The organism is Bradyrhizobium guangzhouense (genome assembly GCF_004114955.1).
Lineage (GTDB): Bacteria > Pseudomonadota > Alphaproteobacteria > Rhizobiales > Xanthobacteraceae > Bradyrhizobium > Bradyrhizobium guangzhouense.
In genome coordinates, this window is record NZ_CP030053.1 from 2,289,129 (window position 1) to 2,313,109 (window position 23,981).

A 23,981-nucleotide genomic window follows, 5' to 3' on the forward strand; every position below is an offset into this window, starting at 1 on the left:
GGACTAGTCGTCCTTCGAGAGATCGCCGGGCTTGGTGGGAATCTCGATGGTGCCGCCATCGCCGTGAACTAGATCGCGGCCGCTGTCCCCGGTCTCGCCCGCGTCCTCGACGACGGCCTCTTGCCTCTCGCGCGCCTTGTCAGTGCGCGGCCTCTCCCCCGGCAGGTCTCGCGAGGTCTTCGGTGCGATGCCTGAAGTCATGGCCGATCCTCCTGTTCCATCAACGCGCGAGGCCCACCGGATCGTTCGTTTGACACGTCGGGCAAAACACTGGCACAATGCCATCATCGAAATCTGGTTCAGCCCGCGCGGGATCATTCCGCCGCGGGCTTTTTATTTGGCGGCGAACCTTCAGCACGCGCCTAGCGTCTGCTTCATGGTGTTGGCGAGATCCTCGAGCGAGAACGGCTTGCGGATCATCGGAAGGCCGCCGCGCCGCGGCTCCCGGCCCGACAGTTGAAGAACCCGGAGGCCCGGCCGCACGCGCCTGGCGCGCTCGGCCAGCTCGTGTCCGTCCATGCCGGGCATGTTGATGTCGGTGATGAGAATGGAGATGCGCTCGTTCCGCGCGAGATGATCGAGCGCTTCGGCGCCGTTTCGCGCGCTGACGACGTCGCAGCCCAGCTCCTGCAGCATGCTTGTGACGACGTCGAGAACATCGGCGTCGTCGTCGACGACGAGTACGACATGACTCATGGATGATTGACCTCCTGCGATGAAATGCGCAGCGCGCCTCGCTTGTTCCTGACACGGACGCGCCCGCAATGCTTGTGCGAGGAATCGTGCGAGAGTGATGTTCGTGATGTCGTCGCGCTCGGCGGCGCATGAATGCGCTAGCGAGGTCACCGTCCCTGCCGTTCGCAGGAACCGGGCGCTGTTTCGGAATTTGTATGATCCGGAGGACGACAGTGCTGACAGATTCCGACATCGCCATGCTCTGCGACATCGGCCAGTCCATCGCCTTCGGCGACAGCGACGAGCGGCACGAGCAACTGTTTCGGCTCGTCGCCGACGGCTACGTGCAGAAGGACGGCGACACCTACGAGCTCACCGCCAAGGGCGAAGCGGCCGTGGTCGATCGCGGCGCGGGGCTGAACGAGGCGTGATGTCGGATGGCCGCCGGGCAATCACGATGGTGCTTGCCGTCGGCCGACCTGGCCGGGCGTGACATGCGACAATTGACAACGCGGCCTGACGCAAGTTCGGACCGCGCGGGACTTAGGAACCTTCCGTTCCAGGCCGCATTTGGTGTCGTGCCGGCTGACCCCGCCGATTGGCCGGCTGGAATGGCGGCTCCGGCGCAACCAAGCCCCCCGTCATGCGCCGGAGCCGTTTTCGGATTATCGAAATAGACCTTGACCCGTCGGGCAAAACACTGGCAGAATGGCATCATCGGAAACTATGGTTAGCCCGCGCGGGAAACATCCGCCGCGGGCGTTTTGACGCCGCCGTCCCTGAAGGGAGTTGCACACATGAGCCCGTCCGGTGACTTGGTCGCGATCCTGCCTTGTAACGACCTCGATGCGTCGGAGCGGTTCTATGCCAGGCTGGGCTTCGTGCGCCCGGACGGGACAAGGCCTGCGCCCGGCGAGGCGGACACCTATCGCATGCTGTCGAACGGGCAGGGCGGATATCTGCATCTGACCGATGCCGTCGAGGGATGGCTCGTCCCAGGCCGCAACCCGTTCGGGCTCTATCTCTACCTCAGGGATGTCGACGCCGCGGCGCGCGAGTTTGGGCAAACACCCGAGGACAAGCCGTGGGGGATGTATGAATTCGCGCTCTCCGATCCCGATGAGACATTGGTGCGGGTGGGATGGCCGAGCCGGCTGCGAGCCGAGGCTCGATAGTTCCTTGCCGACGCCGACCTGCTCCTGCCTGTAGCGCTGATCCAAGGCGAGGGCGTGCTGCGGCACTTCGCGTCTTCGCGCAGTAGCAACCAATTCGAATCTCGCATGTTGTCGCCCGCACAATCACTTGCAGGAGACAAAAACATGTCACGTCTGACTTTGCTGGCGGCAACCTTGTTGCTGCTCGCATCTGCGCCCGCGGGCGCCCAGTCGCAGCCCGCACAGAGCGGGCCGGGCAACAACGCTGTCAACAGCTCCAACCAGAACAATTCGAACGCGCCGGTCGCGGGCCGCAACAGCTTCACCGAGGGCCAGGCGAAGTCGCGCATCGAGGGGGCGGGATATTCCAACGTCTCCGGCCTGCAGAAGGACGACAAAGGCGTCTGGCGCGGCAAGGCCGACAAGGCCGGCACCAAGACGGACGTCAGCGTCGACTTCCAGGGCAACGTCAATTCCACGAAATAAGGAGCCGATAGCATGACGACCACCATCTCCCGCCTCTATGACAGATATTCCGATGCCGAGCAGGCCGTGACCCGGCTCGAGAGCGCCGGCGTGCCGCACTCCGACATCAGCATCGTCGCCAACAATTCCGACAATTGGTACGGTTCTCGCAGCGGCAAGGTCGACCGTGACCGCGACGGCGTCGACGATCGGGCCGAAGGCGCTGGCACGGGCGCCGGCATCGGCGCCGGCGTCGGCGGCGCGGCGGGCCTTCTCGCCGGCCTCGGCCTGTTGGCCATTCCCGGTCTCGGCCCGGTCGTGGCGGCCGGATGGCTCGCCTCGACGGCGGTCGGCGCGGCAGCCGGTGCGGCCACCGGCGGCATCGTCGGCGCACTCACCGAGGCCGGCGTCTCCAGGGAAGACGCCTCGCGCTATGCGGAAGGCGTTCGCCGCGGTGGTACGCTCGTCACTGCGAGGGTGCCCGACAACGACCGCGCACGGCTCGATGCGCTTCTCCACGAGAGGTCAGTCAACCTTCTGGAGCGCAGCACTGCGTGGCAGAAAGCCGGCTGGAACGACTTCGATGCGGCGAGCCCGCCCCTGTCTCCGGAGGACATCGGCCGCGAGCGCGAGCTTTACGGCGCAGGGACGCGGCGATAGGCTTTGCTCGGACCCTATAAGACGAAGGCCCCGCGCTGCGGGGCCTTTTTCCTTATAGTGCCGAGGATACGTCCTCGTTTTCATTTCCCCGCGCTACGATATCGGAGTTGCATGCTGAGCCCATCCGGTGCCTGGTCGCGATCCTGTCTTGTACCGACCTCGATGCGTCGGAGCGCTTCTATAACCGGCGTGGGCTTTGTGCGCCCGGAGGGCGAAACGCAGGCCCCGGGCGAGGCGGACCCCTATCGCATGCTGGCGAACGGCAAGGGCGGATATCTGCATCTCACCGATGCGGTCGAGGGATGGCTCGTTCCGGGCCAAAATCCTTCGGGCTCTATTTCTACCTGAGGGATGTTGACGCCGCGGCGCGCGAGTTTCAGCAAACACCCCAAGACAAGCCACGGGGATGTATGAATTCGTGATCTCCGATCCGGATGAGACGTTGGTGCGGGTGGGGTCGCCGAGCCGGCTGCGGGGGGATTAGGTCGGCCGTAGCTCGGTCAAAAGCGGCTTCAATTTAGTTCACTCTTGTTCGTTGAGTGACCGAGCAAAAGACCCCGAATGATGTTGTTAAGGCAGGACAGTGCAGAGCAGGTTCCCAGGCCTTTTCTGCTGGGCCTATCAGCGGGTGGTCTCAAGCTAGCAATAAACTTCTCAAGCTGGATAACGGAATAGATCCTCGCACGGCGGGCCTTTGCGACCGCCCGTCAGATGATTTCTTTTCTAGGCGATCGACACTGCCGGAGCTCATCGGGTCGAATTGTTCGCCCTGTTAGGGAAGTCTTATAGCCTTCGAGCAATAATTTCTTGATTAACTAAATGAAGGTAGCTCGACTTGGGGCCAACGCTGAAAGGGCAATGGACCGCTGCGGCTTGCGTGTTCGGTGCGGCTGCGATTTTCGCGATCGTCTACTGGGCTGTCGGAGGAGCTGTTTTCCCTACTGACGACGCCTTCATCAATTTGCACAATGCCCAGGTTATTCACGACGGCTACGATCAGAAGTATCTTGGTGTTCCCGCTCTGGTTGGAGCCACGAGCGGCGTGCATCTCGCCCTGCTGCTGGTCATTGAGAAAGTAGTATCCTCCGATACCATCGCATTGTACCTGCTCGGCGCATTTTGCGGCGTGGTGTATGTGCTCGGTCTTCTCTTCGCGAGCATGAACGTTGGATGCTCCCCCCTGGAGGCAGCGCTAATCGCAATCGGTGGGTTGATCTTTGCGGGCACTCTGTTTCAACTCTTGAATGGAATGGATACCGGACTCTCGATGGCCGCGGTGGCTTGGAACATCAAGCTGCTAACTGACAAGAGACGGACACTCTGGCTCTCCCTTCTTTGCGGAATCATGCCATTTATTCGGCCGGAACTCAGTCTCTTCTCTGCCGGATCGATGTTCATTTTGCTTCTGGATAACGATCGTACGTCCCACTTCAAGATCGCTGCGTGCGTGACCTCGATTCTATGCACCGTGCCGTTCCTGGTGTGGTACTGGGTCGATACCGGCTCTCTGGTTCCCAACACCGTCGGTGCCAAGACTTACTTCTTCGCAGACCGTTACGCAGATTTGCCAAGCAAATTGCTTTTCGTGTCGTTGGCAATGGCTCGGGCTGCAGTTGCCTCCTTCCCCCTTTTTCTCTGTGCTCGTTTCATACGGCCGCGCTCGGCTGGGATTATGCTAGCCGTCTCCGCAATCACTTTCATAGGCTTGTACTTCTGGAAATTCCCTAGCGGACTCTCCCATAATGGAAGCCGATATCTCTACATATTTGTGCCGGTCATACTTTTCGGTGTTGCGTGCGGTCTCACTTCGGCGGCTCGAACGAAAACCCTTCGACTAATCGGGATTTCGGCTTTCTTCCTGCCATTAGCCTTTGGCTGGCAACTTTCCGACTATTGGACGCACATAACAGGAAATCAGAAAAGCCTGTGCGACGTCGTGCGATGGATTAATCAGAATTTACCGGATCGACCGACGATACTGGTCCATGACGCTGGTTATGTCGCATACGCCGGACATGTTCCGCTTGTCGACCTCGTGGGCCTCAAGACGCCGGCTGCGACCGAATTTCACAAACGGCTAACGTATCCAAGCGTTGGGAAGCTAAGGTCAAAGGCGATCGCCGACATCGCTCGATCATTCAATACGGAATATCTTCTGGCGCTTGAAGAATGGAACGAGAGATTTGATCTTGTCGATGGTCTGCGGGAAGAGGGGTGGCGTGTGGAGGAAGTGTACGCGGGAATAGCCTCCGAGAATACGCCCGCTTCAGATGTCTACCACCTTTATAGGCTGAGGAAGGCAGTCTCGACTGTTGGCCAGTTCGGGATAGATCGAAGGTCGGGCCGCGCTACTTTAAAAGGCACTCAGGTCTTGCCTGATCTGGATTCGCTCAAGGTAGAGGAATCTTTCGACCGACCAGAGCAAGCGGGCGACTAGCAAGTGTTTTCGAGTGGAAGCTCCTAGATCAACGCAGCCCTTTCGGCTTGCCGAGTGCCATCGTGATCTCCAGTCTTTCCAATCAAGCCGACTGAATCACTCCAAATCTGAGACGCAATCAATTGGCCTATGGCCGGCCTTTTCACGCCAACTATCAGTTTTTGGCGCGCGGCCGAGCTCAGTGATTGCCAGACAAGCTGATGACTATTGCGTCACGATCCGCGAAGCTCCTGTCTGGGACAAGGTCCTCGGCCTCGGATCGGCGGACCCTCGCGCTGGCTTTGAGGCGATCACTGCTAATCTCGTCGTTTCCTTCTATTTCGCCAAGCGAGCTTTGAGAGCGTTGCAGGGATCAAGGATGAAGATGCTAGACGACGACATCATGGCGATCATGGCCAAGACACTGGCCGAGCAGCAGAAGCTGCAGCAGGACCGCATCATAGCGATCGTATTGAAAGCGGTAGCGTCGGAGCTGGCTTCCTTTGGAATCGAAGATGATGATCGGAGGAAGATGAGGGCGGACTTCCAGCACCTCCGGCGGTGGCGGAAAAGCGTGGAGCAGGCGCAAAGCTTCATCCTGAAGGCCGTAATCACGGTGCTGGCCACCGGGCTGATGGGGACTGTCTGGCTGGGCGTAAAGGTCGTGCTGAGCAAGTGAGCGTCTCGTCGGCGACGTCGCCGCTCGACCGATTCCATCCGATGAATCACGTCATGTACAGAATTCGTATGCTCGACGAGTCCGATGATGACGTTGCCGACGCCCGGGCTGATTTGCATCGGCTGACTTTTTTGGCACTGCGGCGGTGTCGGAGTTCGATCTCGGAGCGTGGTGGCTTGCCTGTCAAGGCGACGATGCAATCGCCTTCACATGCGTCGTGCCGTCCATCTACGCGCCGCATTTCGGGTGTTGCTGCGGGGGTGAATTCCTGGCGCTGCATTGGGGCGGGGACCTTCATCGCAGGTTGATGCGGGCTACCGAAATGGCACGGCAACGTTTCCGCTACGACGGACGATCTGGTTTCGGCGAATAGCTTCATCAAGGCGGGCTATCGCCCTTCTAACCCGAAGTCGGCTAGCGATAGTCGCATACGCTGTATTGGCGAAGGTCGCTTCGTTGAGCGGAATGTCTCGCGATACGGAACGCTCATTTCAGGTTTTATTTCTGCCGGGTCCCTTTTACGAACTGAAGCCTTGCGACTGAAGCACTTGCGGAGTTGGTTCTCCCGGGCTTTAAACTCGCTTGCAGTAAAACTCGGCAGGTATAAGCCGATGCAAGGGAGCCCTAGGGATGTCCACCAAGCCTCAATTGCCGGAACGTCCGTCGCGGGCCGCAGGAGTACCAACCGCGCTTGATGGTCTCTTGGTCATCGATTTCACGCGCGTGGTCGCCGGCCCCGCCTGCACACAGACGCTGGCCGATTTCGGTGCGCGCGTCATCAAGATCGAGAATCCCGACGGCGGCGACGACACGCGCGCCTATGAGCATGCCGAGATCGGTGGCGAAAGCGCAGCCTATCTGAGCTTGAACCGCAACAAGCGCGGTATCGCGCTTGATCTCGCGGTTCCGGAGGGGCGCGAGATTGCACTGGATCTGATCCGCAAGGCGGATGTGGTCGTGGAGAACTTCTCCAGCGGTGTGATGAAGAAGTTCGGTCTCGATTACGAAGCCGTGGCACCGCTCAACCCGCGACTGGTCTATTGCTCCATATCCGCTTACGGGCGCACCGGGCCCTTCGCATCGCGGCCCGGCTTCGATCCGATCACGCAGGCCGAGAGCGGCTTCATGTCGCTCAACGGATTCGCAGATGGGCCGGCAGTTCGTACCGGCCCGCCGATCGTGGACATGGCGACGGGGATGTCGGCCTGCAACGCCATTCTGCTGGCGCTGTTGGCGCGGGACCGCATCGGCCGAGGTCAGCATGTCGAGGTTGCGCTGTTCGATGTCGCCATGGGGATGACGGGCTTCTACGGCATGGCCTATTTGATCAACGGCCAGAATCCCGGCCGGTTCGGCAATTCGCCGGCCGGATCTCCCACTGTTGGTGTCTACGAGGCTTCCGACGGTCCGCTCTACATGGCCTGCGCAAATGATCGGCTGTATCGACGGCTGGTAGTCGAGGTACTGAACCGGCCGGATCTCATCAACGCACCGCAGTTCGCCACGCGCAAAGCAAGGTCCGAGAACAAGGAGCTTCTGCGTGCGGCGATCGCGGAAGTGTTCGCGAGCGACACGCTCGAGAACTGGATGGCGAAGATGAAGCTGGCCAACATTCCGGTCGGCTATCTCCGCACCGTCGAGGAAGGGTTCAATGCCCCCGAAGCGCGCGAGCGCGCGCGTTTGAGCCGGATCCCGCATCGCACCGCGCAGTGGGTGCCGAATATCGAACCGCCGATCAGCATGAGCTTGACGGTGGCAATTGATCCTGTGGCGGCGCCTCTGCTGGGCGAGCATACCGAGGAGGTCATGCGCGAGACGCTCGGTTACGACAAGAAGCGGATTGCGGCAATGGCCCAAAAAGGCGCATTCGGGCCGCGGGGCGCCGCGACATCGGGCTGAGCGCAGCAACAGCTTGATTTGGCAGGGTTCCAGCCTCATAAATGGATGAGAGCGAGGGACGCGAATGGTGCCTGGTCAGGACCCGAGCATGGATCAGTCGATGGCGACGGGCTCCGGCGGGCGAGCCTATGCGGCGATGATTGCCAAGGCCCGATCGCTCGTGCCGCAGTTGCGGGAACGTGCGGTCCGAACCGAGGAGCTGCGGCACCTGCCGCCGGAGACGGAGCGCGACTTGCATGAAGCCGGTCTGTTCCGGATGCTGCAGCCGAAGCGTGTCGGCGGCGCCGAGCTCGATTATGTTGCCCTTATCGATTGTGCCGAGTTGCTTGGGCGGGCCGACGCATCGGTGGCCTGGAATCTGGCCAATCTGGCAAGTCACCACTGGATGCTCGGCATGTTCGAGCAGCGTACGCAGGATCTGGTTTGGGGCCGAGATCCGGATGTGCTGATCGCATCGTCGTTCATCTTCCCTGCCGGCCGTGCCAAAAAGGTCGAAGGCGGATACCAGCTGCGCGGAAGCTGGCCGTTCTCGTCGGGCGTCGGCTCGTGCGCATGGAACATGCTTGCAAGCGTCGTTTCATCCGACGACGAGGCTGACGGGATCGAATACCGCATCTTTCTATTGCCCAAGGCCGACTACAAGATCCTCGATACGTGGAACGTTGCGGGATTGCGTGGCACCGGGTCGTCGGACGTCGAAGTCAGGGATGCCTTTGTACCCGAGGATATGACGGTCGCGGTGGGTGATCTTGCGGGCGGCGCGGCGCCCGGCAGCAAGGTGAACCCCAATCCGCTGTATGCGCTGCCGGTCTTCTCGCTGTTTCCCTACGTTCTTTCCGGCGTCGCACTCGGCAATGCACAGGCGTGCCTCGATGACTACGCTGAGGTCGCGCGTCACCGAATATCAACTTACAACCGCGCAAAGTTGAGCGACTTCCAGAGCACGCAAATCAAGATTGCGGAAGCTTCCGCCAAGATTGATGCCGCCCGCCTCATCATGCGCTCGGCTTGCACCGAGGCGATGGAGGACGCACGGCGCAACCGCACGCCTGATATGGTCACCAAGACCAGATACCGTCGCGACGGGGCGTTCTCGGTCAATCTGTGCACCGATGCCGTCTCGATGCTGTTTGCTGCGAGCGGAGCGCGCGGTCTGTTCACGACGGGCGTGCTTCAGAGGCAGTTCCGAGACGCGCACGCGATCAATTCGCACCTCGCATTCAATTTCGATGCGGCCGGAACCAATTATGGACGCGTCGCCCTTGGCCTGCCGTCCGAGAATCTCACCCTGTGAGGCCGGCCGATGAATGATCAGCCAAAGCATCCGGCCGCCGCCGATCCCGCCAACGAGTTTGCAAGCGACAACTCGCCGATCGACCCGCGTGATTTCCGCAACGCGCTCGGTACCTACGGAACGGGTGTCACGATCATCACGGCTACGGCCGCTGATGGAAAGCCGTATGGCATCACCTGCAACTCGTTTGCCTCGGTCTCCTTGAACCCTCCTTTGGTTCTCTGGAGCCTCGGCGTTTACTCATCGAGCTTGACCGTGTTTCAGAACGCCACCCATTTCACGGTGCACGTGCTGGGCAGCTCGCAGCAGGCGCTTGCAAACAAGTTCGCCAAGTCGTCGGACGACAAGTTCGCCGGCGTGGAGTGGACACCGGGCCTCGGCAACGCGCCCGTGCTGGCCGAGAGCGTGGCGAGCTTTCAGTGCCGATCCGTCAATCGCTATTATGGCGGCGATCACGTGATCTTTCTCGGTGCCGTCGAGGCCTATGCCTACAACGCAAATGAAGCGCTGCTATTTGCGCGGGGGGCGTACGGCCGATTTCTTGCCGATGACGAGCGCAAGAAGTTGCCGTGAGGCGATTTAGCAGTCCGGAGCCGAGAGCTTATAGATTTCCAGTGCGTCGGCTTCTGCGCCGCGTGCAGCCTTGGCCAGCCTGAAGATCTGACCTGCGAGGGTCGCCATTGGAACCGGAGTCGACGTTGCCTGCGCGACATCGGCGACCGTGTCGAGATCCTTCAGCATCGTTGCGACGTGCCCGAGCGGGGGCGAGTGAATGCCCCGGACCATGCGCGGCACGAAGAGCTGAAGCGGGATCGAATCCGCAAAGCCGCCCGCGAGCGCCTCCGGCAACCGGCTCGCGTCAATTCCGGCGTTCGAGGCAAGGCGCGTTGCCTCCGCAAGCACGGCCATCGCGCATCCGACGATCACCTGGTTGCAGAGTTTCGTGGTTTGGCCGGCGCCGGTCGGACCCATATGGGTGAACCTGCGCGCCATGGCCAGCACATAGGGCCGGGCCCGCTCGATGTCCGAGGCCTCTCCTCCGGCCATGATGGCAAGCGTGCCTTCTTCGGCGCCCTTGGTACCACCGGACACCGGCGCGTCGATCCAGCTTGCGCCGTTCGCAGCTTTCAATCGCTCCGCAAGCTCGCGAGCGGCGTCGGGATGGATCGACGAAAAATCGACCACGAGCTTGCCTGCACCGGGAGCCGCGGCAAGACCCGCCCTCCCGAAGATCACCTCTTCAACCGCGGCGGCATCTGTCACGCACATGAAAACGATGTCGGAGCTCGTCAACAGCTCACACGGCGTGTTCGCGCTGACGGCGCCAGCCTGGACAAGCGGCACGACCTTGCCCTCCGATCGGTTCCAGACGCTGACGTGATAGCCGGCGTTAAGCAACCGACGGGCCATTGGCGTTCCCATCAGTCCCAGGCCAAGATAGCCGAGCCTCTCGACGCCTTGCGGGTTTGCCTTGCCTGCATCAGCCATAGGTTGTCTCCTCCTGCCGCAGCGCAACCGTGCGCGACCGCTCCCGCACCATACATAACGGATGCCGCTGCGAAACCGGACCGGCCTGCATGGCTTGCCTGATTGTTTGAACCATGAAACATTTGGGCCGGTCGGGTTGGGTGGCGTCGGTCGGCGCCGGAGCAACGGAGTGGACACGATGCGGGCAGTTTCGAGGTGGATCCTGGCGGCAGGAGCCGTGGCAGCCATGATCGCAGGCGCAAGCCCGGTGTTGGCGCAGCAGACGATCCGCGTGGGATGGACCATCCCGGCGGAGGAATCAAAATACTGGATGATGCGCAGGCCGACCGAATTTCCCGATATCGGCAAGACCTACAACATTGAGTGGACCCAATTTCAAGGCACCGCGCCGATGACGCAGGCACTCGCGGCCGGCGCGCTGGATTGCGCGACGCAGGCGCCGCTGTCGCTCGCCAACGGCGTGGTCGGCGGCAACCTCAAAGCCTACATCGTGGCCCAGCATGTCTTCGAGAAGCCGGGTGGCTTTTCAGTCTATTGGGCCGTCAAGGATGACTCGCCGATCAAGACGATTGCAGATCTCAAGGGCAAGACCGTCGGCATTTCCGTGATCGGCGGCGGCACTCAGGGCCCGTTCAACCTGCTATTGAAGCAGAACGGCGTCGATCCCGCCAAGGACATCAAGCTGGTCGAGGTCGGCTTTGCGGTCTCCGAGGATGCGCTGCGCCAGGGCCGGGTCGATGCGGTCAACATGAACCAGCCATTTGCGGCGCGCGCAGAGGCTAAGGGCGGTATCAGGAAGCTGTTCTCGCTGTCTCAGGCCATGCCGAACATCGTGCATATCTTGGAGGCCTGCCGCGCCGATTTCGTCGACAAGAACCCAGAGCTGGTAAAGGCCTATGTCCGCGATATCACGTCCGGTATGAAGAAAGCACTCGCGAACCGCGAGGAGACCTTGAAGGTCGTGTCCGAGGTGCTGAAGGCGCCCGTTCCTGTGCTCGATACTTACCTGCTCAAAGACAACGATTTCGGTCGTGATCCGGGTGCGGCGCCGAACTTCCCTGCGATCCAGAAGATGCTGGACATCTATGCCGACACCGGGATGCTGCCGAAATTGGATGTCGCGCAGTTCAAGCACCCGACCATCGTAGCGCCGCTGCAATAGGCGATAGAGCGGCTCGCAGGATAAACGAAGTCGCGATGTCCCGCCACGTGCGGGACATTGCATGAAGATGATGCAAACATGAAGAAGTTGCGGTCACGGATCACGACTGACGGGCTCGATCGGGCGCCGCACCGCGCCTTCATGCGCGCCATGGGGCTGGACGACGCGGCCATTGCCAAGCCGATGGTGGGCATTGTCAGCATGAAGGGCGAGCAGACGCCCTGCAATATGACCCACGATTTCCAGGTGGCTGCGGCCAAGACCGGAATCGAGGAAGCCGGTGGGACGCCGCGCGAATTCTCGACCGTCTCTGTGTCAGACGGCATCAGCATGAATCACGAGGGGATGAAATTCTCCTTGTTTTCGCGTGAGCTGATCGCCGACTCCATCGAGGCCGTCGTTCATGGCCTCGCCTATGATGCGCTGATCGGATACGGCGGATGCGACAAGACGCTTCCGGGCGTGATGATGGGCATGGTTCGCTGCAACGTGCCTTCCATCTTCATTTATGGCGGCAGCTCCCTGCCGGGTCACGTGGATGGGCGGACGCTGACCGTCCTCGATTCCTACGAGGCCGTCGGCAGCTTTATGACCGGCGAGATAGACGCCGGGACGCTCGAACGTATCGAGCGCGCCTGTCTGCCGACGATCGGCGCCTGCGCCGGTCAGTTCACCGCGAACACCATGGGGATGGTGTCGGAGGCTATGGGCCTGACCATTCCCAACGTGTCGATGGTGCCCGGCGTCTATGCCGAGCGCGCACAGATCTCGCGCCGCGCCGGGCGGCTGATCGTGCAAATGCTGGAGCGTGGCGGACCGCTGCCACGCGACATCGTGACACGGAAGTCTCTGGAAAATGGCGCAGTGATCGTTGCGGCAACGGGCGGCTCGACCAATGCTGCATTGCATCTGCCGGCGATCGCGAACGAGGCTGGCATCGCCTTCACGATCGATGATGTCGGCGAGGTCTTTGCTCGGACGCCGCTGATTGGAAACCTGCGACCAGGCGGCAAATACACCGCAAAGGACGTCTACGACATTGGCGGCGCTGCCGTGGTGATCCGCGAGCTGATACAGAGTGGGCATATCGATGGCAGCAGCCTGACGATCACGGGCCGCACGCTTGCAGAAGAATATGGCGCGGCCAATGCGCCCGATGGCGAAGTCATTTACGCGGCCCGCGCGCCGATCATGCCCGACGGCGGTGTTGCGGTGCTGAAGGGCAATCTTTGCCCCGATGGCGCCGTTATCAAGGTTGCAGGCCTGAAGAGTCAGCTGTTCGAGGGCGAGGCGCGCGTCTTCGAGGATGAGGAAGCTTGTGTCGCCGCGGTTCGCGACCGCAGTTACAAGGTTGGCGATGTCCTGGTCATCCGCAACGAAGGGCCGGTCGGCGGTCCCGGCATGCGCGAGATGCTCGGCGTCACCGCGCTCATCTACGGCCAGGGCATGGGCGAGAAGGTTGCCTTGATCACGGATGGGCGGTTTTCCGGTGCCACACGCGGAATGTGCATCGGTTATGTCTCGCCGGAAGCGTTTGTTGGTGGCCCGCTGGCGCTCGTCCGCGACGGCGACAAGATCCGGATTGATGCCGCTGGTCGTCGCATGGATCTGCTGGTCGATGACCAAGAACTCGCGGCGCGACGGCGTGATTGGAAGCAACGCCCGCCTCGTCATCGTGCTGGTGCGCTGGCAAAATATGCGCGACTGGTCGGTCAGGCCCCGGGCGGCGCAGTCACGCACCAAGGACCCGCGGAGTGGCCATGGTTCGATTGAGGCGGCGTCGCGCGCGCGAAAATGCGACTGGCTTGGCAGGTTTCTTGCTAAGCTGCGGCTGATGGAGACATTCAGTAGATCGGTCGCGTGAAGTTCGCGTGTGAGTGAAGCGAGAGGCGGGATGAAGGTAGTGCCTTCGAGATCGGACGACTTGGTGAAACCGGTGACGTCACAAAACCCGGCATCTACGATCATCGAGATCGACCGCGTCTCGCAGGTCTTCCAGACCTCGGCGCGCAAGGATCATTTGGCGCTGTCGGACATCTCCTTGACGATCGAGGAGGGGGCGTTCGTCTCCATTCTTGGTCCCTCCGGCTGTGGCAAATCGACACTACTTTATATCGTCGGTGGTTTCGTTGGCCCGACCAGCGGCGCGGCCAAGATGAAGGGACAGATGATCACCGGGCCGGGACCGGATCGCGGGCCGGTGTTCCAGGAGTTCGCGTTGTTTCCTTGGAAGACGGTGCTAGGCAATGTGATGTATGGGCCGCGCCAGCAGGGTGTGCGAGCCAACGAAGCCGAAGCGCAGAGCCGCGCGCTGATAGAGATGGTTGGGCTCAAGGGCTACGAGAACTTCTACCCGAAGGAGTTGTCGGGCGGCATGAAGCAGCGCGTCGCGCTGGCGCGAACACTGGCCTACCACCCCGAAGTTCTGTTGATGGACGAGCCGTTCGGAGCGCTCGACGCTCATACCCGGACGCGCCTGCAGAACGATCTCCTGAACATTTGGGAGCGCGACCGCAAGACGGTACTGTTCGTCACCCACTCGGTCGACGAAGCGGTTTTCCTTTCAGATAAGGTCGTGATGATGTCGAAGTCTCCCGGCCGCATCCGGGAAGTCATCGATATCGATCTGCCGCGGCCACGGCGCCGCAACGAGCTATTGCTCGATCCACGGTACCAGAAATACGTCGTCGACATCGAGCGCATGTTCGATGAAAGCGATGATGAAGCCGGATCGCCATTATGATATCGCTGGCTGCCATGGCAAGACGTGCTGCGCCCGTGCTGGCTTGCATCGGATTGCTGGCGGTCTGGCAGGCCGCCTCCCTCGGCTTGAAGAACGACAGCTTTCCGACGGCGCTCGAGGCGATCCGCGCGATTCCGGATATCCTCGGTGACAAGGAATCTCTGGTCAATATCCTGGCTTCGCTCCGCCGCATGGCCATCGGGTTCGGCATTGCCGTGCTGGTTTCGATTCCACTAGGCCTGTTGATGGGCCGTAGTCGGGCCGTCGCCTCCTTCTTCAATCCACTCTTGATGGTGATTTATCCTGTTCCGAAGGCCGCGTTGATGCCGATCATCATGCTGTGGCTTGGCGTTGGCGAAGCTACGAAGATTCTCGTGATCTTTCTCGGTGTCAGCCTGCCGGTGATCTATCACAGTTTTGAAGGCGCCAAGGCCGTCGAGGAGAAGATGCTGTGGTCGGGCGCAGCGATGGGGCTCTCGCCTTTGCAGCGTCTGGTCCGGATCGTGCTCCCGGCCGCGCTCCCGGAAATTCTGACCGGATGCCGGACCGGCCTGGTGCTGGCGCTGATCACCATGATCACCAGCGAGATGATCGCGCGCCAGTCGGGGGCAGGAAACATCCTCTTCAACGCGCTTGACATGGGACAGTACGATACGGTTTACGCGATGATCATCATCGTCGGAGCGATGGGCATTTGTCTCGATGCTATTTTCGAGCGGGTTCGTGCGGGGCTTGTACGCTGGTCCGAGCCTCAATTCGACATGCCGCTGAGCTTCTCATGATGTCACGTTTTCTCTCTGCAAACGTCATGTTAGGACTCGCGCCAATCGTGCTGGTGGTCGCGCTGTGGCAGGCTCTGGTGACGTTCGGCTTCGCTCCGGCGGTTTTGTTGCCAGCGCCGGGCTTCGTCTTCAACCGGCTGCTCCAGCAACTCGTGTCATGGACTTTTCAGCAGGAAATCGCAGCGACGTTGATCCGGCTGTTTGCCGGATTCGTGATTGCGGTCGTGCTCGGCGTCAGCATCGGCATCGCGGCTGCCGCAAGTCCCGCGATCAATGCCGTGGTTCGGCCAATCGTGCGCGTGTTGGCACCATTGCCGAAGGTCGCGCTCTACCCGGCGCTGCTGTTGCTGTTGGGCTTCGGCCACGGCTCGAAGATCAGCTTGGTTGCGGCGGACGCACTCTTCCCGATTTTGCTATCGACGTATTACGGTGCATCAACAGTCGAGCAGAAGCTGATCTGGTCCGCCATGGCGGCGGGAACGCCGCGCTATGAAATCCTGTTCAAGGTGGTGTTGCCGGCGGCGATGCCATCGATCCTGACCGGGTGCCGAATCGGCCTTGTCATTTCGTGCATCGTGGTGTTTCTGGCCGAGATGATCACGTCGACGGACGGCTTGGGCCATGTCCTCGTGACAGCGGCCCGCACCTTCCAAGCGGTCGACATGTTCGTGCCGCTGATCACGATCTCGCTGCTCGGGCTAATCCTCAACGCCTTGCTGAGCGCCGTGCGATCGTACCTTCTACGGGGCTTCCCCGAAGCATGATCTGACGAACAAGAAACCAAAAAGACCGGGAGTGAACCATGCTGGCTGATCGCATCGAGGCAAAATGGATCGACGCGTTTTGCGAGATCTTTGAGCGTTGCGCCGTCAAGGCCGGCGATACCGCGGCAATCCTCTCGGAGACCCAGTCACGCGCATTGAATGTGCACCTGGCGGAACTGGCTCTGCTTCGGATGGGAGCGAAGCCGTTTCACGTCGTTATGCCGACGCCGCGCAACCGGAACATCGTTCCGGTCCGATCGACCGGAGCGAGCGAAGCGATCCAGAGGCTGGGTCCCGTCATCAGTGCGCTTCAGCAAGCTGGTTTCGTGGTGGACTGCACCATCGAGGGCTTGATGCACGCGGTGGAGACGCCTGAAATCCTGAAGGCCGGCGCACGCATCCTGGTGATCTCCAACGAGCATCCCGAGGCTCTGGAGCGTATGGTGCCGGATCCCGCCCTGAAGAAGCGCGTTCGCGCGGCTGCGAAGATGCTGCGTGGAACCAAGCGAATGCGGGTCACCTCAAAGGCCGGCACGGCGCTCGACGTGGACATGGTGGGCGCTTCCACGGTTGGCGTTTGGGGCTGGACGGACAAGCCAGGTACGCTGGCGCATTGGCCGGGCGGCATCGTCGTCAGTTTCCCCAAGAGCGGGACGATCAATGGCACGCTGGTGATGGCACCCGGCGATATCAATCTCACCTTCAAGCGCTACCTGACATCGTCGGTCAAGATGATCTTGAAGGACGATTACGTCGTCGAACTGGAAGGCGAGGGCACGGATGCCGCGATGATGCGTGCCTATCTCGCCGCTTGGGGTGATCGCGAGGCCTATGCCGTGTCGCATGTCGGCTTCGGCATGAATCCGGCCGCGCGCTACGAGGCACTCTCGATGTACGACCAGCGTGACACAAATGGCACGGAGATCCGCGCGGTCTCCGGCAACTTCCTGTTCTCGACGGGCGCGAACGAATTCGCCGGACGTTACACTGCGGGCCATTTCGACCTGCCGATGATGGGGACGACCATCGAGCTTGACGGCGTGGCAGTTGTTCGCGAAGGTGTCCTTCAGGACGTCTTCGGCTAGCTGCGGTCGAGTACCGGCGGGCGAGCCAGGTCGAAGTGCCGGAGCAGGTCGACCATGGCCTGTAACCGTTTTGCGCGATAGGCATCGACGTCCATGTCGGAATAATCGAGGAAGCCTGCGCCGGTGCGCAGCCCGATCCTGCCTTCATGCATGTTGCGCGAAATGACGTCTGGCGCGCGATAGCGGTCGCTGCCGAGCGCGCCTTCGAGATATCGGCTGGCGTAGTACAGAATATCCCCGCCGCCCCAATCGATGAATTCGAGCAACCCGAGTACGGCATAGCGGAAGCCGAAACCGTATCGGATCGCCTTGTCGATCTCCTCGGCGCTGGCGACGCCTTCCTCGACCATGCGCGCGGCTTCGTTCATGGCTAAGGCTTGGATGCGCGGAACGATAAAGCCGGGTGTCGCTGCGCAAACCACCGGCACCTTGCCGATGCCCTCGAGCATCGTCTTGACCTCGTCGATGATGGCGGGGTCGGTGGTTTTACCGGGCGACACTTCTACAAGCGGGATCAGATAGGCCGGATTCAGCCAGTGCACGTTGAGGAAGCGGCGCGGATTCACGACAGCGTCCGACAGATCGTCGACGAGGATGGTCGACGTCGTCGAGGCAATGATGGTGTCTGGGCCGACCTGCTTTGAAGCCGTCGCCAGCACTTCCCGCTTGAGCTCGACGACCTCGGGAACCCCTTCGAAGATGAATCCGGCCTCGGAAAGGGCCGTGCCGCTCCCGCTGGCCGGCACCACCGAGACTCGTGCGACCAACGGATCAACGTCAGCCTCGGTCAGCAGTCCCAGCTTGGACAGGCTGGCAAACGTCTTTCTGATCTCGCCGAGTGCATCAGCCTTTAGCTTGGCGAACTCCTCCGCCGAGCGGTCCTTGATGTCGATCATCTCGACAATATGCCCCGCATAGGCAAACGCGACGGCAATGCCGCGCCCCATGCGACCGGCTCCGAGGCAGGCAATCTTGGCGCGGTCGCTCATGGGTTAGAATCCCTCACGAAGCAGGGTCTGCAATTCGGCGCGGTGAAGCTTGCCAAGCCCCAAGGACTCCAATGTTCGGCCGCCTTGCGTAAAGTCCTCGCCGTAGATGGCGCCGCCGATGGCGAGGAATGCCTTGGCAAGCGGCGTGGTCACGCTCGCTACCCCAGCCACGGACACCAGCAGCGATAGCCCCAGCCGCAAATCTTCGCGCATGTAGCGGTGCTCGGTCAGCACGATCCGTTCCCGCCAGTCGCCGGAATCGGTCAGGCGATCATGCGAGCCCCGGCCATACATCCAAATCTCGCCTTCCCTGGCGTAGTGATGGGCGAGTGGGAAATGCGGTGCTCCATATCCCAGTGCCTCGCGCACGGCGATCCGCTCGCCGTCGAGGGCGTCGGTCACGCGCCGGATCGCAGCTTGAGTACCCTCTTTGTGAATGTCCCATCGTTCGAAGTGCTCGATCGGACCCGCGTTCATGACGATCAATGGTGGATGGATGATGCAACCTGCATTCATCAGTGCGCCGGAGAGGGCATCACCGCATGGCTCGATCACGTCAGGGAAGGCGCGCCCGATCACCTCGAGCGCGTGCGAGGCCCGATCAAGCGGGAACACGCCGACCGGCAGGCGTTTGGCGCGGATAGTGATGGCGACATCGAATGGGCCATGCTTGCGGGTGAGCCAGGGCAGGGTGCCGGTTTCAGCGAAGCTCGCTTTGGCGTGATTGCCTGCGTCCCGTGCCGCCTGAGCGAAAATCATCGAGCCGAATGTCGCGGGTGGTAGGAACACCACCTGGCCGTCACGGAGGTGTGGCGCAAGGCGCCGGGCGATATCCTGCTGCGCGAAGGCGGGAGCAGGGCACACGACCAGCTCGACGCCACTGACGGCTTCGGCGATATCGGTGGTCACCAGCGCCAGCTTCACGTCGTGGCGGCCATTGTGGTCCTTCACCAGGATGCGAGATCCTGCGGCACGATGTGTCTCCACTTGATTCGCGTCACGGCGCCAGAGCCGAACCTCGTGTCCCGACAGCGCAAAATCGCCCGCGGCCGCGAAAGAGCCGTTTCCCCCACCCAGAACCGCAATCTTCAAGATGCTTCTCCTTGCGCGCGCGACTGCGCATCGAGCTGTTTCAGCAGGAAATGCTGAACCTTGCCAAGCACCGTACGCGGCAGATCAGCGACGAAAACGATGTCGCGTGGAACCTTGTAGCGGGCAAGCTGAGTCTGAACGTGCGCTTTCAGTTCGTCTGCTTCGAGGCGGCAGCCGGATCGTCGGACGACATAAGCGATGGGCACTTCGTCCCAGCGCGGGTCCGGCCTTCCGATAACCGCGCATTCGCTGACATCGGGATGTTCGAGCAGAACACGCTCAACCTCGGCCGGATAGATGTTCTCGCCGCCGGATATGATCATATTCTTCTTGCGGTCGCGGACCCAAAAGTAGCCGTCGGCGTCGCACAGGCCGATATCGCCGGTGCGATACCAGCCGTCCTGCAGCGCATCGCGCGTGGCCTCAGCGTTGCTCCAATATTCGAAGAACACGTTGGGTCCGCGCACAGCGATTTCACCCGGCGTACCTGCAGGCACCTCATTGCCGGCTTGATCGATCACCTTCGCGTCGCAGCAGAGGCCAGCAAGTCCGGTTGATCCCGAGCGCGACAGGTCGCCGCCGAGGCGAGTGTAGACCGCGATGGGGCAGGTTTCCGTCGAGCCGTAGACCTGCAGCACTGGCACGCCGCGCGTAACGAAGCGATCGATCAGGTGGGGCGGCACGATGGTTGATCCGGTGGCGACCGCCTTCAGCGAGGAGAGATTGGTCGTGGCCCAGGCGGGATGCTCGCTGACGGCTTGGAGGATCGTGGGTACCATGACCGTCAGGGTCGGCCGCTCCCGTTCGATGGCCGCAAGCGCCGTGTCCGGCGTGAAGCGAGCGTGGATCGTAATGGTCGCGCCAAGCTGAAGGGCCGCCGTCGTCTGGATGTTGAGTCCGCCGACATGGAAAAACGGCAGCACCGTCAGCACATGATCATCCGATGTCATGTTGTGCATGTGCTGGCTCATGACGCCGTTCCAGAACAGCGCCTCCTGACGCAGCACCGCGCCTTTCGGCCGTCCCGTCGTCCCCGAGGTGTAGACGATCAGCAGCGGACAGGAGAGATCGGTGTGCGGATTGCGTGCGCTTCCCTCGCTGTCAACCAGCAAGCCGTCGCAGGACTTGCCGCGGGGCGGTGTGAAATCGAAACCCACGACAGCTATTCCCGGCGCGAGCTCGGGAAGAACGCCTGCAAATGCCTGCTCGAGAACCAGCACTTTGGCGCCGGAATCGGTGAGAATGAACAGCTGCTCGGCGACCGCCAACCGCCAGTTCAACGGCACCAGCATCGCGCCGAGCCGAGCACAGGCGTAGAGCAGAACCAGGTAGTCCGGCCGATTCTGGCTCAGGATCGCGACGCGGTCTCCGCGCCCGACGCTGAACTGCTGCTTGAGGACTGTTGCGATTCGTTCGATCCGATGGGCGAACGCTGCGTAGCTCAGCCGCTGCCCCTCGAAGGCAATGGCCGTCTTGTCTGGCGCGAACGCCGCATTGCGATCGATTAGACTACAGAGATCCACCGTCAGTCGTCCGTCTCGCCAGCCTCGTACAGCGCCTCACGGCCGATCCGGTCGAGACAGAGCTCGGCCGTCCAAGGAAGCATCAGCGAGCCACAGCGGCTGTCGCGATAGATACGCTCCAGCGGCAGCGAGCGGAGCATGGCCTGTCCCCCGCAGGTGCGGATCGCGAGCGCCGCGAGTTCATTGGCGCCTTCCATCACCGAATATTGCGCGGCATAGGCGCGCAGCACCTGCTCCTTGCCCGGATTGGCACGCGCTTCCGTTACGGCCTGGAACCAAATTCCCTTGATTTGCTCCAGCTTGATCTGCATTTGCGCGACCGCAATCTGCTTGGTCGGGTACATCCGGCGCTTGACCGGTGGCATGCCTGCCACTTCGCCGCGCAGATAGCGCACGGTGAAATCGTAGGAGGCTTGCGCGAGGCCCATATAGGTGGGCGAGAGGGTCAAGAACATGTGCGGCCAACGCATTGCCGCCTGGAAATAGACGCCGCGCGGCATCAGCGCGGACTCCTCGGGAACGAAGACATCCTTGAACAGAAGTGTTCGCGAGACCGTGCCCCGCATGCCGAGGGGATCCCAATCGCCAACCACGGAAACGCCATGCGACTTAGCTGATATCGCGAGGTAAAGAGTATTGCGGCGCGATGCTTTCTCGCCTTCCTCAATCTCCGTGCAGAGCACCCCGTAATAGTCGGCGTGACCCGAGAGCGATGCAAAGATCTTCTTGCCGTTGACGATCCAGCCACCTGCAACGGGCCTTGCTTCTGTGCCGAACGCGACGCCGCCGGCGGCTGCCGCGCCGCCCTCCGAGAAGGGTTGTGAATAGATCGCGCCGTCTTCGACGATGCGCTTGTAGTGAACCGCCCGTCGGCGCTCGTGTTCCGCACGGGTCTCCGCGTCCATGTCGAGATCATCGGCCAAAGGCCCGGACCACAGCGTCGAACAGACATGCATGTTCCAGGTCAGCGCGGTCGCGCCGCAATAGCGGCCAATCTCGGCAGCCGCCAGCGCGTAAGTCTGGTAGTTCGCCCCCAGGCCACCGTGCTTCTTAGGTACGGCGATGCCGAGCAGACCGACGCGATGCAGGTCGCGATAATTCTCGATCGGGAAAGTTGCTTCGCGATCGTAGGCCGCGGCGCGGCCGGCGAACACGCTCTGGCCGATCTCGCGCGCCCGGGTGATGATGCTAGCCTGCTCGTCGCCAAGGCGGAACGCCACGGGATCGAAGATCGGTGCATCCGGCGCAACCTTGTCGGTTGCGCCGATCGTCCTGCTGACTGGCACGGTCATGGCGCAATCACCCGTGTTTTGCCACGACGGAATCGACGAAGCTGCCGAGAGCCTCGTCGAAGGCGTCGGGACGTTCGAGGTTGGCGAGGTGGCCAACGCCGGAGAGCTCGACATATTCGGCCGCGGGGATGTTGGTGGCCATTTTCGCCATCATAGGCGCTGGTGCGTTGCCATCCTTCGAACCAGAAATCAGCAGTGTTGGGACGCATATATCTTTGAGCGTACTGCGCTGATCGAAGCCGACTAACGCCAACATCATGGTGCGATAGCTCGCCTCCGGCACGCTTTCCATGCACTCGCGCGCAAGCTCCATGCCCCTGGAATCGGGATCGTCGCCGACGAGCTCCTTCACCAGTGAAGGTGCCAGCGATTTCATTGTCTCGCCCCGATCAAGCGGGCCGAGCCGTGCCGCGATGAATGATTTTTGCCAGTCGCCGTCGGCCTTGCCGAAGGCCGGGCTTGTCTGTGCCAGAACCACCGCGCGCGCCAGATTTGGCGATTGGACCAGCCATTTCTGGACGATCATGCCGCCGATCGAATGGCCGACCAGAATGGGCTTTGTCGCGCCGAGCTGCTCGATGAATTGCTGAAGCGCTTCGGCCAGGGCAGCGATGCTGACGCTGGCGAGCGGCGGCGATCCGCCATAGCCCGGCATGTCCCACGCGATCGTACGAAAACGATCACCGAATGTCGCAAGCTGCCGTCGCCAGGCTCGCGCCGCACCGCCGATGCCATGGAGAAAAATCAGGGGTGTTGCGCCCGGATCACCAGCGGCTTCATAGGCGAAGCGTCCATCCTTGGTTATCATTGAAGGCTGCGACACCCGACGTCCTTTGGCTTGACCGCGCGATGCTAACAGGCCTGTGGGGGATGGGAAGCGATAATTTTATACTTAAAGCAATTTTCAGGCCGCTCTCCGGCGCCACGGCATGCCGTATCAGTCGGCGCTTTCGTTGCAAAAATTTGAAGGTTAAAATATATCGGAGAAACGATGAGCAGATCCTAGGGAGCAAGCTATGTCCGGATTGCCGCATTCGCCGCACGCGTTGGTGACCGGTGGCGGTCGCGGCATCGGCCGGGCAATTGCGGGGGCTCTTGTGGGCGCCGGCGCCACGGTGACCGTGCTTGGCAGGAATACTGCTTCTCTCGAGGAAGCGATCAACGCGGGGGCCGCGCACCATGCCGCCGTTGCCGACGTCTCGGACGAAGCTGCGCTGAGGGCCGCCGTCGTCGTAGCGCAAGCGCGAAAGCCGATCGATATCCTGATCGCGAATGCCGGCAGCGCCGAATCCGCGCCGTTCTCGAAATCGGACAGTGCCCTTTTTGCGCGCATGATGGATGTTAATTTCATGGGCGTTGTCCACGCGATCGGTGCGGTGTTGCCTGACATGAAGGATCGCCCGTATGGACGCATCGTGGCGATTGCATCGACGGCCGGCCTCAAGGGCTATGCATATGTGAGCGCGTACACGGCGGCAAAGCACGCTGTGGTCGGCCTTGTACGCTCGCTCGCGCTGGAGATCGCTGGCAGCAACGTGACCGTGAATGCCGTGTGCCCTGGCTTCACCGACACGGATCTCGTCGCTGGAAGCATCGACAATATCATGAAGAAGACCGGACGAACCCGCGAGCAGGCAATCGCCGAGCTCGCGAAGCACAATCCGCAAGGGCGTCTGATCACGCCACAGGAAGTCGCGAATGCCGTGCTGTGGTTATGCAGCGAGAACGCCAGCGCGATCACCGGGCAGGCGATTGCGGTCGCCGGCGGCGAAATCTAGCGTCGTGGCGCAGGTGAGGAACACGGAAGCCAAGGAGATCG

Annotated in this window: 24 protein-coding genes; 16 read left to right on the forward strand and 8 right to left on the reverse strand. The window is 61.6% G+C overall.

What is annotated here, in order from left to right; translation table 11 throughout:
• Positions 1 to 3 precede the first annotated feature (3 nt).
• Both XH91_RS11010 and XH91_RS11015 read right to left on the reverse strand, forming a co-directional pair.
• Positions 4 to 201 carry a hypothetical protein gene (locus tag XH91_RS11010; RefSeq protein ID WP_128950622.1) on the reverse strand — a complete coding sequence of 66 codons (198 nt, stop codon included), beginning with the start codon at positions 199 to 201 and terminating at the stop codon, positions 4 to 6.
• Between the two features lie 150 nt (positions 202 to 351).
• Positions 352 to 696 (reverse strand): response regulator, encoded by a 345-nt coding sequence (locus XH91_RS11015; protein WP_128950623.1) that lies wholly within the window; start codon positions 694 to 696, stop codon positions 352 to 354.
• A 212-nt stretch (positions 697 to 908) separates the two neighbouring features.
• Between XH91_RS11015 and XH91_RS11020 the strand changes: the two genes are divergently transcribed.
• From XH91_RS11020 to XH91_RS11070, 9 genes are all read left to right on the forward strand, one after another.
• The gene (locus tag XH91_RS11020) at positions 909 to 1,106 is read left to right on the forward strand and encodes a hypothetical protein (protein WP_128950624.1); all 198 of its coding nucleotides are present in this window, start codon (positions 909 to 911) and stop codon (positions 1,104 to 1,106) included.
• A 366-nt stretch (positions 1,107 to 1,472) separates the two neighbouring features.
• Complete coding sequence (locus tag XH91_RS11025) at positions 1,473 to 1,850, forward strand: VOC family protein (protein ID WP_128950625.1); 378 nt, start codon at positions 1,473 to 1,475, stop codon at positions 1,848 to 1,850.
• A gap of 144 nt (positions 1,851 to 1,994) precedes the next feature.
• Positions 1,995 to 2,315, forward strand: a complete 321-nt coding sequence (locus XH91_RS11030; protein ID WP_128950626.1) for a hypothetical protein — start codon at positions 1,995 to 1,997, stop codon at positions 2,313 to 2,315.
• 12 nt (positions 2,316 to 2,327) lie between these two features.
• Positions 2,328 to 2,954, forward strand: a complete 627-nt coding sequence (locus tag XH91_RS11035) for a hypothetical protein (protein WP_128950627.1) — start codon at positions 2,328 to 2,330, stop codon at positions 2,952 to 2,954.
• 835 nt (positions 2,955 to 3,789) lie between these two features.
• The gene (locus tag XH91_RS11045) at positions 3,790 to 5,391 is read left to right on the forward strand and encodes a hypothetical protein (RefSeq protein WP_128950628.1); all 1,602 of its coding nucleotides are present in this window, start codon (positions 3,790 to 3,792) and stop codon (positions 5,389 to 5,391) included.
• Positions 5,392 to 5,749: 358 nt separating this feature from the next.
• Complete coding sequence (locus tag XH91_RS11050; protein ID WP_128954802.1) at positions 5,750 to 6,049, forward strand: hypothetical protein; 300 nt, start codon at positions 5,750 to 5,752, stop codon at positions 6,047 to 6,049.
• Positions 6,050 to 6,679: 630 nt separating this feature from the next.
• On the forward strand, positions 6,680 to 7,948 hold the full coding sequence (locus XH91_RS11060; RefSeq protein ID WP_128950629.1) for a CaiB/BaiF CoA transferase family protein: 1,269 nt from the start codon (positions 6,680 to 6,682) through the stop codon (positions 7,946 to 7,948).
• A 64-nt stretch (positions 7,949 to 8,012) separates the two neighbouring features.
• The gene (locus tag XH91_RS11065; protein ID WP_128950630.1) at positions 8,013 to 9,242 is read left to right on the forward strand and encodes an acyl-CoA dehydrogenase family protein; all 1,230 of its coding nucleotides are present in this window, start codon (positions 8,013 to 8,015) and stop codon (positions 9,240 to 9,242) included.
• 9 nt (positions 9,243 to 9,251) lie between these two features.
• Positions 9,252 to 9,815 (forward strand): flavin reductase family protein, encoded by a 564-nt coding sequence (locus tag XH91_RS11070; RefSeq protein ID WP_128950631.1) that lies wholly within the window; start codon positions 9,252 to 9,254, stop codon positions 9,813 to 9,815.
• Between the two features lie 6 nt (positions 9,816 to 9,821).
• Here the strand turns inward: XH91_RS11070 and XH91_RS11075 are convergent, their stop codons facing one another.
• Complete coding sequence (locus XH91_RS11075; RefSeq protein WP_128950632.1) at positions 9,822 to 10,730, reverse strand: NAD(P)-dependent oxidoreductase; 909 nt, start codon at positions 10,728 to 10,730, stop codon at positions 9,822 to 9,824.
• A 178-nt stretch (positions 10,731 to 10,908) separates the two neighbouring features.
• On the opposite strand from XH91_RS11075, the gene XH91_RS11080 reads away from it, so the two are divergent.
• The 6 genes from XH91_RS11080 (at position 10,909) to XH91_RS11105 (ending at position 17,266) form a co-directional block, all read left to right on the forward strand.
• Positions 10,909 to 11,892, forward strand: a complete 984-nt coding sequence (locus XH91_RS11080) for an ABC transporter substrate-binding protein (protein ID WP_128950633.1) — start codon at positions 10,909 to 10,911, stop codon at positions 11,890 to 11,892.
• 78 nt (positions 11,893 to 11,970) lie between these two features.
• Positions 11,971 to 13,665, forward strand: a complete 1,695-nt coding sequence (gene ilvD, locus XH91_RS11085; RefSeq protein ID WP_128950634.1) for a dihydroxy-acid dehydratase — start codon at positions 11,971 to 11,973, stop codon at positions 13,663 to 13,665.
• 121 nt (positions 13,666 to 13,786) lie between these two features.
• On the forward strand, positions 13,787 to 14,635 hold the full coding sequence (locus tag XH91_RS11090) for an ABC transporter ATP-binding protein (RefSeq protein ID WP_128950635.1): 849 nt from the start codon (positions 13,787 to 13,789) through the stop codon (positions 14,633 to 14,635).
• Positions 14,632 to 15,417: an ABC transporter permease gene (locus XH91_RS11095; protein WP_128950636.1), complete on the forward strand. Its 786-nt coding sequence runs from the start codon at positions 14,632 to 14,634 to the stop codon at positions 15,415 to 15,417. Before XH91_RS11090 ends, XH91_RS11095 begins: the two co-directional genes overlap by 4 nt.
• Complete coding sequence (locus XH91_RS11100) at positions 15,414 to 16,181, forward strand: ABC transporter permease (RefSeq protein ID WP_128954803.1); 768 nt, start codon at positions 15,414 to 15,416, stop codon at positions 16,179 to 16,181. Before XH91_RS11095 ends, XH91_RS11100 begins: the two co-directional genes overlap by 4 nt.
• Before the next feature lie 38 nt (positions 16,182 to 16,219).
• Positions 16,220 to 17,266: a 2,5-dihydroxypyridine 5,6-dioxygenase NicX family protein gene (locus XH91_RS11105; RefSeq protein WP_128950637.1), complete on the forward strand. Its 1,047-nt coding sequence runs from the start codon at positions 16,220 to 16,222 to the stop codon at positions 17,264 to 17,266.
• Here the strand turns inward: XH91_RS11105 and XH91_RS11110 are convergent.
• Genes XH91_RS11110 through XH91_RS11130 form a run of 5 tightly spaced genes read right to left on the reverse strand, consistent with a single transcriptional unit; the run spans position 17,263 to position 22,985 of the window.
• The gene (locus XH91_RS11110; protein ID WP_128950638.1) at positions 17,263 to 18,255 is read right to left on the reverse strand and encodes a 3-hydroxybutyryl-CoA dehydrogenase; all 993 of its coding nucleotides are present in this window, start codon (positions 18,253 to 18,255) and stop codon (positions 17,263 to 17,265) included. The two genes, XH91_RS11105 and XH91_RS11110, sit on opposite strands and share 4 nt — an antisense overlap.
• A gap of 3 nt (positions 18,256 to 18,258) precedes the next feature.
• The gene (locus tag XH91_RS11115; protein ID WP_128950639.1) at positions 18,259 to 19,347 is read right to left on the reverse strand and encodes an NAD/NADP-dependent octopine/nopaline dehydrogenase family protein; all 1,089 of its coding nucleotides are present in this window, start codon (positions 19,345 to 19,347) and stop codon (positions 18,259 to 18,261) included.
• A complete protein-coding gene (locus tag XH91_RS11120) occupies positions 19,344 to 20,870 on the reverse strand; it encodes a class I adenylate-forming enzyme family protein (RefSeq protein ID WP_128950640.1) in 1,527 nt (508 codons plus the stop codon). Before XH91_RS11120 ends, XH91_RS11115 begins: the two co-directional genes overlap by 4 nt.
• A gap of 2 nt (positions 20,871 to 20,872) precedes the next feature.
• A complete protein-coding gene (locus XH91_RS11125; protein ID WP_128950641.1) occupies positions 20,873 to 22,162 on the reverse strand; it encodes an acyl-CoA dehydrogenase family protein in 1,290 nt (429 codons plus the stop codon).
• A 7-nt stretch (positions 22,163 to 22,169) separates the two neighbouring features.
• Entirely contained in the window at positions 22,170 to 22,985 is an 816-nt protein-coding gene (locus XH91_RS11130; protein ID WP_128950642.1) for an alpha/beta fold hydrolase, read from the reverse strand.
• Between the two features lie 193 nt (positions 22,986 to 23,178).
• Here XH91_RS11130 and XH91_RS11135 point away from each other — a divergent pair, with 193 nt between their 5' ends.
• The gene (locus tag XH91_RS11135; RefSeq protein WP_128950643.1) at positions 23,179 to 23,940 is read left to right on the forward strand and encodes an SDR family NAD(P)-dependent oxidoreductase; all 762 of its coding nucleotides are present in this window, start codon (positions 23,179 to 23,181) and stop codon (positions 23,938 to 23,940) included.
• Positions 23,941 to 23,981: the final 41 nt, after the last annotated feature.